Below are 11564 nucleotides of genomic sequence, written 5' to 3'. Positions count from 1 at the left end.
CCTGCCGCTCCAGCAGCGCCGGCCCGAACGACCCGTCCAGCCGCTCGGCCGACAGCTCGTCCAGAGCCGCCTCCAGAGCCACCGAACCAGTCGAACGCATGTACGAATCCTAGCCGATCCGACCGACACCCGCACCACGAATCCGCAGGTCATAAGCCTGTCCACGAAGGCACTCGGGGTCTTGACGACACCGGACGGCCATGCAGACGGCAATGGCGGGCGAGGAGCGAACACACGAGCTGGTGCCGGCGTCTCGCGCGCTCCTGCTCGACCGTGAGGCGGCCTTCGGTCGAGCCATGTGCCCCGTGCGTCCCACCGCTCCCGCACTGCTCGCGAGGTCCGGGAACCAGCGCACGGCGTCACTAGCCTCGGGCGCATGACCGTAGATCTGGGGGATCTCGTCCGCGGGCTCGCCGCGCACGGGGACAACCTGCACCGCCTCTCCCTGCTGAACATCGACGACGAGCGGCAGCGCGTCGCCCTCCGCCGGACCGCGGAGTTCGTCGAGACCCACATGCCGACCGCTCGCTCCTACAGCGGCGCCACGCCCTACGAGGCGAAGATCGCCCTGCTCGAGCACGCGGTCGACCTGGCCCCCGCCGACGGGCTCGTCCTCGAGTTCGGTGTGGCCACCGGCGACACCCTGCGCCGCATCACCGCCAAGCGCTCGCCCAGCCACGGCTTCGACTCCTTCGAGGGGCTGCCGGAGGACTGGCGCACGGGCTTCGCCAAGGGCGCCTTCGCCATGTCGCCGCCGGACATCCCGGGCGCCACGCTGCACGTCGGCTGGTTCGACGACACCCTTCCCGGCTTCTTCGCCGAGAACCCGGGGCCGATCGCCTTCGCGCACCTGGACGCCGACCTCTACAGCTCCACGGTCACGATCTTCCGCGAGGGCGAGGACCGGTTCGTGGAGGGCAGCATCCTGCTGTTCGACGAGTACTTCAACTTCCCAGGCTGGGAGCACCACGAGCACAAGGCGTTCATCGAGTTCATCGACCGCACCGGTCACGACTTCGAGTACCTGGCCTACAACGCGTTGCACGAGCAGGTCCTGGTCCGCCTGACCAGCTGACCCGCACGACGAGGAATGCCACGGCGGCGTCCGAAAACCGCCAGAGGACGTCGGACGCCGCTGGCATGCTCACCTCCGTGAGCGACCTCCTGGACCACGAGCACTGCTACCGCGCGGTGGCCGGACGGGACGCGCGCTTCGACGGCTGGTTCGTCACCGCCGTCCGCACGACCGGCATCTACTGCCGCCCGTCCTGTCCCGCCCGCACCCCGTTGGCCCGCCACGTCTCCTTCTTCTCCACGGCGGCCGCGGCGCAGGCCGCGGGGTTCCGTGCCTGCCGCCGCTGCCGTCCGGACGCCGCACCGGGGTCGCCGGAGTGGGACGTCCGCGCCGATGTCGTCGCCCGCGCCATGCGCCTGATCGCCGATGGGGAGGTCGAGCGCTCCGGCGTTCCCGGGCTGGCCGCCCGCCTCGGGTACTCCGAGCGGCAGCTCCACCGTCTCGTCGTCGGGGAGCTGGGCGTCGGGCCCCTCGCACTGGCCCGCGCCCAGCGCGCGCAGACCGCCCGGGTCCTCCTCGAGACCACCGACCTGCCCGTGGCCGACGTCGCCTTCGCCGCCGGCTTCGCCAGCATCCGGCAGTTCAACGACACGGTGCGCGAGGTGTTCGCCGCGACGCCATCGGAGCTGCGCAGCCGACGGCGCGGCACGGGGCAGAGCGCCCCCGGCTGGCTGACCCTGCGGCTGGCCGCCCGGCCGCCGTACGCGGCCGAGGAGGTGCTGCTCTTCCTCGGTGCGCACGCCGTGCCCGGCCTCGAGGAGTGGGACGGGACGACGTTCTCGCGCGTGCTGGACCTGCCGCACGGGCCGGCCGTCGTCCACCTCTCCCCCGCGGTCGACGGCTCCGGTGTCACCGCGCGGATCCGGCTCACCCAGCTGCGCGACCTCGGCGCCGCGGTCACCCGCTGCCGGCGCATGCTCGACCTCGACGCCGACCCGGTGGCGGTCGACGACGTCCTGGGCAGCGACCCCGCCCTCCGCCCCCTCGTGTCGGCCGCTCCCGGGCGCCGGGTGCCCGCCTCGCCGGACGCCGACGAGCTCGCCGTCCGCGCCGTCCTCGGGCAGCAGGTGTCGGTCGCCGGCGCCCGCACCCTGACGGCCCGGCTGCTGACCGCGGCGGGCACACCCCTGCCGGAACCTGTCGGCACCCTGACCCACACCTTTCCGCGGGCGGAGGCGCTGGCCGACGCCGACCTGACCGCCGTCGGGCTCACCGGCGCCCGCCGACGGACCGTCCATGCGCTCGCCACCGCGCTCGCCGACGGCGCCGTGGCGCTCGGGCCCGGCGCCGAGCGGGAGGAGGCGGAGCGCTCGCTGCGCGCACTCCCCGGCATCGGCCCGTGGACGGCGGCGCTCGTCGGGCTGCGCGGTCTCGCCGACCCCGACGTCTGGCTCCCCGGCGACCTCGCGCTCCGGAAGTCGCTCACCGCGCTGGGCGCCAGCGACTCCGACGCCGCCCGGCGGTGGCGCCCGTGGAGTTCCTACGCCGTGCTGCACCTGTGGGCCCTCGCCGTCCCCGCCCTCTTCACCCGCCCGCTCCCGCCGTCCACCACCGACCTCGCCAGGAGTGCCTGATGATCGACCTCCTCGACCCCGGCGCCCCGCGCGTCCGCTACGCCACGGTCGCGACGCCGCCCGGCCCGTTCACCGTCGTCGTCGACACCGACGGCGAGGGACGCGACGTCGTCCTCGCCAGCGGCTGGACCGCGGAGCTCGGCGACCTCTGGCCGGTGGTCCACCGCTCCCTCCGCCCCGGCGGCGCGGACGAGGACCGGAGCCTGGCGGTGCTGTCCGCCGTGGAGGCGTTCGTCGCCGGCGACGTGCACGCCATCGACGACGTACCCGTGGCCCAGCGCTCCGGCCCGTTCCTCGAGGAGGCGTGGCAGGTGCTGCGCACGGTTCCTGCGGGCCGGCCGGACACCTACGCGGCCTTCGCCGCGCGCTGCGGCCGTCCGGCTGCCGTCCGCGCGGCAGCCAACGCCTGCGCCCGGAACGCCGCCGCGCTCTTCGTCCCCTGCCACCGCGTGCTGGGCTCCGACGGCGGGCTCGGCGGCTTCCGGTGGGGCACGCCCGTCAAGCGCTGGCTGCTCGACCACGAGGCCGCGCACGCTCCGCTGCCGGTCTGACGGCCGCACCGCGCTCCGGAAACTGTCGGACCCCTCCGACAGCCTCCCGGGCATGGACGCCGCTTCCCTGCTCCTCGGGCTCCTCCTCGGTGCGCTGCTGGCCACCGCCGTCACCCTCGGCGTGGTCACACTGCTGGCTCGCCGCCGCCCCGCCGGCGACGGGCTGGAGCCGGTGCACGAGTCGCTGGACCACCTGCACCGGCTGCTGGCCGGTATGGAGCGGGCCCGTGCCACCGCGCACGGCGAGCTCCGGGAGCAGATGGGCACCGTCGGTCTGACCTCCGCCCAGCTCAAGCACGAGACCGCCGCGCTGGTCACGGCGCTGCGCACGCCGCACGTGCGCGGTCGGTGGGGCGAGGTGCAGCTGCGGCGGGTCGTCGAGGTCGCCGGCCTCCTGGAGCACTGCGACTTCGTCGAGCAGCCCTCCGGCACGAACGACGAGGGCGCGGGCGTGCGCCCCGACCTCGTCGTCACCCTCGCCGACGGCCGGCAGGTCGTGGTCGACGCCAAGGTGCCCTTCACCGGCTACATCGAGGCGGTCCAGGCCGAGGACCGCGACGTGCGGGCACAGCGCGTGGCGATGCACGCCCGCCAACTGCGCGCCCACATCGACCAGCTCGCGGCCCGTCGCTACCCCACGGCGTTCCGCCCGGCGGCACCCTTCACGGTGCTCTTCGTCCCGTCCGACGGCTTCCTCACCACCGCGCTGGAGGCCGAGCCGGGGCTGCTGGAGCACGGCTTCTCCCGCGACGTCGTGCTCGCCACCCCCAGCACGCTCCTGGCCCTGCTGCGCACCGTCGCCTACTCGTGGCGGCAGGAGCGCCTGGCCCGCGATGCCGACCAGGTCCTCGAGGTGGGCCGCACGCTGCACGCCCGGCTCAGCACCCTCTCCGGGCACCTCACCCGCCTGGGCTCCGCGCTGTCGACGACGCTCACCCGCTACAACGAGACGGTCGGCTCCTACGAGCGGTCCGTGCTCACCGCTGCGCGCCGGTTCGACGACCTCGGGGTGGCCGAGTCGCCCGTCCCCGAGCCGCCGGCGGTCGAGGCGACGGTCCGGGCGCTGCGCCCGACCGAGCTCCCGGAGCTCCCCGGCCGGGGAGACAGCGGTTCCCGGTTCGACGCCGCTCCCCTGTTCGACACCACCGCCGGGCACGAGCGCGACGGCACCGCCGGCTGACCCGGCGCCGTTCGACGGCCGTTGAGACGGACTCGTACGCACCGCGTGTCACAGCCATCACCCTGTGTTGCTGATCCACCACAGGAAGGTGGCGACGCGGTGTGGTCCTCCCGCCGACCGGCCCCTTTCCTCGTTACCGTTGCCGCGACGGTCGGCCAGTCGGGTCGGTCGCCGAACGGGACGGAGGTGCGCCATGGCCACCGCGAGCACGGCAGGCGCCTGGCAGAGCGGCGCACGACCGGACCGGCCCTACCCCGCCCGGGCCCCCCGCCCCTCCGTCGGCAGCGAGCGTCCGACGCGCGGCTCCCGTCCCAGCGCCCCGGTTCCCGGGCGGGCCGGCGACCGGCTGCGCGCGGCGGAGCGCGAGTACGGGCACGACCGCTTCGAGGCCGCCCCCGCGCCGCGCCGCGGCTCCGACCGGCCGCGCCCGACCGACCGCCCGCAGCGTCCCGAACGGCCCGAACGTGCCGAGCGGCCCGGTTCCCGCGGCGCCCAGGCCGGCGCCCGCCCCCGCACCGCCGCTCCGGCCGCCCGCGAGAGCAAGCTGCGCGGCGTCGTCGCCGTGGCCGGCATGTTCCTGCTGACCCTGGCCGGTTGCGGCATCGACTCCTTCGTCGGCACCGGCCTCGGGCTCATCACCCTGGTCGCGCTGGCCGCCAGCACCTCGATGGCCGCGCTCCTCGTCCGCCGCCGCGACCTCCTCACCGTCGTCGTCGCGCCGCCGCTGGTCTTCGTGCTCGTGGCGGTCGTCAACGCTGCCGTCGCGCCGTCGGCGACGCTCAACGCCGCCACGATCGCCACGCTGCTGGTGCGCGGCTTCCCGACCATGGCCGCCGCCACCGTCGCGGCGGTCCTGCTGGCCCTCTTCCGGCTGGTCAGCCGCCGCTGACCCGGCCCCCGACGACGAAGCCCCGGTCCGCGAGCGCGGACCGGGGCTTCGTCGTTCGTGCGGGTGTCAGTCGCCCGCGGCCGCGCGGCGCTCGGCCCGGCGCAGCTCGTGCGGCAGCGCGAAGACCAGTCGCTCCTCGGCGGCCTTGACCGTCTCCACGTCGGGGTAGCCGCGCCCGGCGAGGAAGTCGAGGACCTCGCTGACCAGGATCTCCGGAACCGACGCACCACTGGTGACGCCGACGGTGCCGACGCCCTCCAGCCAGGCAGGGTCGATCTCCGCGGCGTAGTCGACCAGGTACGAGGCCCGGGCACCCGCCTCGAGCGCCACCTCTACGAGGCGCACCGAGTTGGACGAGTTCGTCGACCCCACGACCAGCACCAGGTCGCACTCCGCGGCCATCTGCTTCACGGCCTGCTGCCGGTTCTGCGTGGCGTAGCAGATGTCATCGCTGGGCGGGGACTGCAGTCCGGGGAAGCGGGTCCTCAGCTGGTCCACGGTCGCCAGGGTCTCGTCCACCGAGAGCGTGGTCTGCGACAGCCACACCACCTTGTCGGGGTCCCGCACCTGCACGTTGGCGACGTCCTCGGGACCGTCCACCAGCTGGATGTGCGAGGGCGCCTCACCCGAGGTGCCCTCCACCTCCTCGTGGCCGCGGTGACCGATCAGCAGGATGTCGTAGTCGTCGCGGGCGAACCGCTTGGCCTCCTGGTGCACCTTGGTCACCAGGGGGCAGGTCGCGTCGATGGTGTGCAGCGAGCGGGCTGCCGCCTCCTGGTGCACGGCCGGGGAGACCCCGTGGGCGCTGAAGACGACGACCGAGCCCTCGGGTACCTCCTCGGTCTCCTCCACGAAGACGGCCCCGCGGCGCTCGAGGGTGGCCACGACGTGCTTGTTGTGGACGATCTGCTTGCGGACGTACACGGGAGCGCCGTGGATCTCCAGGGCGCGCTCCACCGCAACCACCGCCCGGTCCACGCCGGCGCAGTAGCCCCGGGGATCGGCCAGCAGGACACGTCCGCGCTGATCAGCCATGCGCCCATGGTAAGTGCGGACGGCCCCCTTCCGGCCCGTGCGGGAGTGGTACGGGCCACCCTCCACGCTCGGCGGGTCGTCCGTCCCGGGGTATCGGCGCAGGTCGGTGTGTCGCATCCGCAGTTCTGGGGCACGCTGTGCCCATGGCCAGAGAGATCCCCGAGGTTGTCCGCGCTGCTGCCGGTCTGGCGGCCACCGTGCTCGACGAGGCGCGCAAGCTGCCCGAGACGCTGCCGGGGCTGCCCGTGCGCGTCATCGGTATGGCGATGCAGCACGCCATGAAGGTCCAGCAGACCTACGCCGGGCTGGTGGCCCGAGGGGACGAGCTCCTGACCGGGATCCGCGGCGAGGGCGAACCCGGCCTGGCCACCTTCGACGAGGACCTCGAGCCGGTCACCGTCACCCAGCCCTCCAACGGTTTCCGCGACTCCGCCTTCGACCGCGTCCCCGACGACGACGTCGCGCCGGTGCTCGAGGCAGCGGACGACGCCGGCGTGGCCGTCGACGACGCGGTCGTCGACTCGGCCGAGGGCGTGGCGACCGCCGAGCGCGCGATCGAGACGGCCGAGGAGGCGCCGAGCACCGAGGAGGTGCTCGACGAGCTGGCGATCGACGAGGCCGTCCCCGAGGTCGCCGACACCGACCCGCTGACCCCCGCCACCGACGGCGAGGACGCCGCGGTCACCGAGGACGCCGACGCGCTGGAGTCCGCGCTGCTCGAGTCCGACGACGCGACGTCCGCGCCCGAGGAGTCCCCGGCCGCAGAGCCGGCCGCGGAGCCGGCCGCCGACGACTCCACGACGGTCGACGTGCTGACCGCCGACGGCGGCATCGACACCGTGGAGGCAGCCGTCACCGACGAGGGCATCGCCACGGTCGAGGAGGCCCCGGCCGTCGAGGCCGTCGACGAGAGCGGTGGCCCGGTCGCCGCGGCGACGGACGACGCGCCGGCCGATGACGCGCCGGCCGGCGACGACGGCGCCGCCGAGACCCCGAGCGCTCCGGCCACCGCGCCGATCGACGGCTACGACGACTTCTCCATCGCCCAGCTGCGCGGTCGCCTGCGCGGCTACGCGCTGAGCACCGTGGCCGACCTCCTCGCCTACGAGGAGGCCAACCTCGCCCGCGAGCCCTACCTCCGCATGCTGCGCAACCGGCTGGAGAAGCTCGAGGAGCAGGCCGTCGAGAACAGCCCGCTGGCACCGCGCGGGGTGTAGCCCGCCCGGGTCGCCGGACCCGTCAGCAGGTCGTGGCAGGCTCGGGGGCGTGGACGAGGACGGGCGAGCGGAATGACGGCTCCCTCGTCCCCCGAGTCGCCGTGGCCGGTCCGCACCGTCGCGCGCAAGGTGGCGGACTGGATCGGCCGGCTGGGCGAGGTCTGGGTCGAGGGCCAGGTGGCCCAGCTCTCCCGGCGCACCGGCGCGGCGACGGTCTTCCTCACCCTGCGCGACCCGGCGGCCGACCTGTCGGTCCCGGTGACGTGCCACCGCGACGTCGCCGAGCGGCCGGGGCTCGAGCTCACCGAGGGCGCGCGCGTCATCGTGCGTGCCCGCCCCGACTACTACGTCGCCCGCGGCTCCTTCTCGCTGCGCGCCACCGAGATCCGGGCGGTCGGCCTCGGTGAGCTGCTGGCCCGGATCGAGCGGGTCCAGCGGCTGCTGGCCGCCGAGGGCCTGTTCGATCCCGCCCGCAAGCGTCCGCTGCCCTTCGCCCCCGGCGTCGTCGGCCTGATCACCGGTCGTGACAGCGCCGCCGAGCGTGACGTCCTGGTCACCGCCCGCCGTCGCTGGCCGGCGGTCCGGTTCGCCACCCACCACTGCGTGGTCCAGGGCCCGTCGGCCGCCGGCAACGTCATCGAGGGGCTGCGCCGGCTGGACGCCGACCCCGCGGTCGAGGTCATCGTGGTCGCCCGCGGTGGCGGCTCGGTCGAGGACCTGCTGCCCTTCTCCGACGAGGGCCTGGTCCGGGCCATCGCCGCCTGCCGCACGCCGGTGGTCACCGCGGTGGGCCACGAGACCGACACGACGCTGGTCGACCACGTCGCCGACGTCCGTGCGGCCACCCCCACCGATGCCGCGCACCGCATCGTCCCGGAGATCGGCGAGCAGCGTCGACTGGTCGACGGGCTGCGGGCCCGAGCCCGGCACCTGGTGTCCGCCCGTCTGGAACAGCAGGAGCGCTGGCTGGAGTCGGTGCGCAGCCGGCCGGTGCTGGCCTCCCCCGAGCGGCTGCTGCACGGGCGGGAGGACGACGTCGCCGCGCTGCGCACCCGCGCACGACGCACTCTCGTCCACCGGGTGGAGTCCGCCGAGCGCGACCTCGAGCACTCCCGCGCCCGGGTGGCCGCACTCTCCCCCGCCGCGACGCTGGAGCGCGGGTACGCCGTGGTCCAGCGGGCCGACGGCTCCCTCGTGCGTGACCCCGCCGAGGTGGCCGAGGGCGAGCTGCTGCGCGTCCGGGTGGCCGGCGGGCGGCTCCCCGTCCGCGTCGAGCGCACCAGTGACCCGAGTACCGATCAGGAGGCCCCAGCGTGAGCAGCACCGACGAGCGCGCCGACGAACCGACGACGACCTACGAGCAGGCGCGGGAGGAGCTCGCCGACGTCGTGCGCCGACTCGAGGCCGGCGGCCTCACGCTGGAGGAGTCGCTCGCGCTCTGGGAGCGCGGCGAGGAGCTGGCCACCCTGTGCCAGCACTGGCTGGACCGCGCCCGCGAGCGCCTCGCGGCGGCAGCGCCGGCCGACGGCACCGAGGGCTGAGCCCGCGGTCAGCCGGCGAAGGGCCGCACCGCGTCGGCCACCGCCTCCAACTCCCGCTCGGGGGCCGACCCGCTGACCAGCACCGTCACCCCGTCGGCCTCCCGGGACAGCACCGTCTCACCCTTCTCCGTGGTCGACCGGGTCCACTGCTCGCCCCCGACGTCGACGGTGCCCTCCTCGGTCGCGCCGCGGAGAACGTCGGTGACCGGCTCCGCCTGCGGCCAGTCGCTCACCACGAAACCGGCGAACCGGCCCGAGGGGGTCACGTAGCCGATCTGCAGGGTCAGCGAGTCGCCCTCGCCGGCCTGCGACCGCGCGCTCGTCGGGCGGTACCCGTCGTCCAGCCCGGTCGGCACCAGCAGCGGGTAGTCCGCTCGGTCCTGGGCTGCCCGCACGGTGCTCGTCGGGTCGATCTCGCGCACCGGGTCGACGTCGTTCTGCCGGAACGCGGCCCAGCCGACCAGGAGCAGGCAGATCACGACCAGGGGCAGCAGGGAGCGCAGCATGTTCGCCGCGCTCAGCCGGTTGGCGCGCTCCGCCGGGGACGCGGGCGGGGGCGGGAGCTCGCCGCCTGCTCCGTCGTCGGACCCCTGGGGGCGCTGGCTCGTCGGGCCGATTCCGGTCATGCCCCTAGGATCGCAGGAGAGCTCGCCCATCCCGCCGCCCAGCGTCCGTGCGGCCTCCTTCCGGCACCGTCGCGCCGGCAGCGGCCTGGTCGCCCGGGCCGCCGCCACCACCCGGTGGTCCCAACAGGAGGTCCCGTGTCGCTGCCCCTTCCCGATGGCCCGCTCCCCTCGTCGACCACCGGACGGAGCTTCCGCACCGACCGTCCCGCCCCGGACCGCAACCTGGCGCTGGAGCTCGTCCGCGTCACCGAGGCCGCCGCGATGGCCGCCGGGCGCTGGGTGGGGCGCGGGGACAAGAACGGCGGCGACGGTGCGGCCGTGGACGCCATGCGCGCGCTCATCGGCACGGTGAGCATGAACGGCGTCGTCGTCATCGGGGAGGGCGAGAAGGACGAGGCGCCCATGCTCTACAACGGCGAGCAGGTCGGTGACGGGAACGGTCCGGAGTGCGACGTCGCCGTCGACCCGATCGACGGCACCACGCTGATGGCCAAGGGCATGCCCAACGCGATCGCGGTCATGGCGGTGGCCGAGCGCGGGGCGATGTACGACCCGTCGGCCGTCTTCTACATGGAGAAGCTGGCGACCGGCCCGGCCGCCGCCGACGTCGTGGACATCACCGTCCCGGTCGCCGAGAACATCAAGCGCATCGCCAAGGCCAAGAAGGGCTCGGTCGGCGACGTCACCGTCTGCATCCTCGACCGTCCGCGCCACGAGCAGCTGGTGCACGAGGTCCGCGAGGCCGGCGCCCGTATCAAGTTCATCACCGACGGCGACGTCGCCGGCGCGATCGCGGCGGCCCGCGAGGGCACCGGCGTCGACCTGCTCCTGGGCATCGGCGGCACCCCCGAGGGGATCATCGCGGCCTGCGCGCTCAAGTGCATGGGCGGCGCGCTGCAGGGCAAGCTGTGGCCCAAGGACGACGAGGAGCGGCAGAAGGCCCTCGACGCCGGGCACGACCTGGACCGCGTGCTGCACATCGACGACCTGGTGCGCGGCGACGTGTTCTTCGTGGCCACCGGGATCACCGACGGCGAGCTGCTGCGCGGGGTCCGCTACAGCGCGGGCGGCTGCACGACGCAGTCACTGGTCATGCGGTCGCGCTCGGGCACGATCCGCTCGATCGACAGCCTGCACTCGCTGGAGAAGCTGCGCGCCTACTCGGCCGTGCCCTTCGACCGGCACTGAGCCACGGGGACGGGGGTCCTGCGCCGCGGCGCCCCCGTCCGGTCGGCCTCAGGGCAGCTGGCGGGCCGTGAGACGGTCCATCAGCGCACGCCAGCGGCTCGCGGACACCCCCGGCGGCAGGCTGCGCAGCCGCAGGTCGCCGAACACGGTGCGGGCGTGCACCACGACCAAGGGCGTGCCCGCCAGCCGGGGAAGGGGCGCCAGCTCGACCTTCCGGTCGCCGAAGACCGTGCGGCCGACGAGCTCGGCGTCCACCCCCTCGGACACGACCACGTCGACGTCCCCGAAGACCGTGCCCAGGTGCAGCTCGACCCGGTCGTCGCTGGTGCGCAGCCCGCGCAGGTCGATCCGTACGTCGCCGAACACGGTGCTGGCGCGGCGGGGCAGCCCCTGACCGGCGGACAGCACGACGTCACCGAAGACGCTGGTGACCCCCTGCGGCGTGCGCCTGCCGACGATCTCGCCGGTCGTGGCCGCGCCGACGGCCCGGTCGGACGGGAGATCGGCGACCAGGGCGGCCAGGTCGGCGACCGTGACGGCCGCGTAGGCGGCCTCGGCGCGCTCGGCGAACTCGTCGAGGTCCAGCCGCCCCTCGCCGACGGCGGCCTGCAGCCGGACGACGAGGGCGTCGCGCTCGGCATCGGAGGCCCGGACGGCAGGGACGTCGTCGCTCACGCCCCGGACGCTA

The 11564-nt window shown here is 74.8% G+C and carries 12 protein-coding genes; 9 read left to right on the top strand and 3 right to left on the bottom strand.

Annotation, left to right across the window (positions count from 1 at the left end; genetic code table 11):
* Positions 1 to 376 precede the first annotated feature (376 nt).
* The 5 genes from DQ237_RS16120 to DQ237_RS16100 all read left to right on the top strand — a co-directional run bounded on the left by DQ237_RS16120 (position 377) and on the right by DQ237_RS16100 (position 5269).
* The gene (locus tag DQ237_RS16120) at positions 377 to 1075 is read left to right on the top strand and encodes a class I SAM-dependent methyltransferase (protein ID WP_113801132.1); all 699 of its coding nucleotides are present in this window, start codon (positions 377 to 379) and stop codon (positions 1073 to 1075) included.
* 77 nt (positions 1076 to 1152) lie between these two features.
* The gene (locus DQ237_RS16115; RefSeq protein WP_113801170.1) at positions 1153 to 2649 is read left to right on the top strand and encodes an AlkA N-terminal domain-containing protein; all 1497 of its coding nucleotides are present in this window, start codon (positions 1153 to 1155) and stop codon (positions 2647 to 2649) included.
* Entirely contained in the window at positions 2649 to 3200 is a 552-nt protein-coding gene (locus DQ237_RS16110; protein WP_113801131.1) for a methylated-DNA--[protein]-cysteine S-methyltransferase, read from the top strand. The genes DQ237_RS16115 and DQ237_RS16110 overlap by 1 nt, the downstream gene beginning before the upstream one ends.
* A gap of 52 nt (positions 3201 to 3252) precedes the next feature.
* On the top strand, positions 3253 to 4380 hold the full coding sequence (locus DQ237_RS16105) for a DNA recombination protein RmuC (protein ID WP_113801130.1): 1128 nt from the start codon (positions 3253 to 3255) through the stop codon (positions 4378 to 4380).
* A gap of 193 nt (positions 4381 to 4573) precedes the next feature.
* Entirely contained in the window at positions 4574 to 5269 is a 696-nt protein-coding gene (locus tag DQ237_RS16100; RefSeq protein ID WP_113801129.1) for a DUF6542 domain-containing protein, read from the top strand.
* A 66-nt stretch (positions 5270 to 5335) separates the two neighbouring features.
* Here DQ237_RS16100 and DQ237_RS16095 read toward each other — a convergent pair whose 3' ends face one another.
* The gene (locus DQ237_RS16095; protein ID WP_113801128.1) at positions 5336 to 6304 is read right to left on the bottom strand and encodes a 4-hydroxy-3-methylbut-2-enyl diphosphate reductase; all 969 of its coding nucleotides are present in this window, start codon (positions 6302 to 6304) and stop codon (positions 5336 to 5338) included.
* Between the two features lie 143 nt (positions 6305 to 6447).
* On the opposite strand from DQ237_RS16095, the gene DQ237_RS16090 reads away from it, so the two are divergent.
* From DQ237_RS16090 to DQ237_RS16080, 3 genes are all read left to right on the top strand, one after another.
* A complete protein-coding gene (locus DQ237_RS16090) occupies positions 6448 to 7521 on the top strand; it encodes a lipid droplet-associated protein (protein WP_147251838.1) in 1074 nt (357 codons plus the stop codon).
* A 72-nt stretch (positions 7522 to 7593) separates the two neighbouring features.
* Positions 7594 to 8838 (top strand): exodeoxyribonuclease VII large subunit, encoded by a 1245-nt coding sequence (gene xseA, locus DQ237_RS16085; RefSeq protein WP_113801126.1) that lies wholly within the window; start codon positions 7594 to 7596, stop codon positions 8836 to 8838.
* The gene (locus DQ237_RS16080; protein WP_113801125.1) at positions 8835 to 9062 is read left to right on the top strand and encodes an exodeoxyribonuclease VII small subunit; all 228 of its coding nucleotides are present in this window, start codon (positions 8835 to 8837) and stop codon (positions 9060 to 9062) included. The genes xseA and DQ237_RS16080 overlap by 4 nt, the downstream gene beginning before the upstream one ends.
* A gap of 8 nt (positions 9063 to 9070) precedes the next feature.
* Here the strand turns inward: DQ237_RS16080 and DQ237_RS16075 are convergent, their stop codons facing one another.
* Positions 9071 to 9688: a DUF4245 domain-containing protein gene (locus DQ237_RS16075; protein WP_113801124.1), complete on the bottom strand. Its 618-nt coding sequence runs from the start codon at positions 9686 to 9688 to the stop codon at positions 9071 to 9073.
* Positions 9689 to 9823: 135 nt separating this feature from the next.
* Here DQ237_RS16075 and glpX point away from each other — a divergent pair, with 135 nt between their 5' ends.
* A complete protein-coding gene (gene glpX, locus DQ237_RS16070; protein WP_113801123.1) occupies positions 9824 to 10876 on the top strand; it encodes a class II fructose-bisphosphatase in 1053 nt (350 codons plus the stop codon).
* 48 nt (positions 10877 to 10924) lie between these two features.
* Here the strand turns inward: glpX and DQ237_RS16065 are convergent, their stop codons facing one another.
* A complete protein-coding gene (locus DQ237_RS16065) occupies positions 10925 to 11551 on the bottom strand; it encodes a DUF1707 domain-containing protein (RefSeq protein WP_113801122.1) in 627 nt (208 codons plus the stop codon).
* Positions 11552 to 11564 lie beyond the last annotated feature (13 nt).

This window comes from Blastococcus sp. TF02-8, assembly GCF_003319175.1.
GTDB lineage: Bacteria > Actinomycetota > Actinomycetes > Mycobacteriales > Geodermatophilaceae > Blastococcus.
This window is presented reverse-complemented; position numbering and strand designations above follow the sequence as displayed.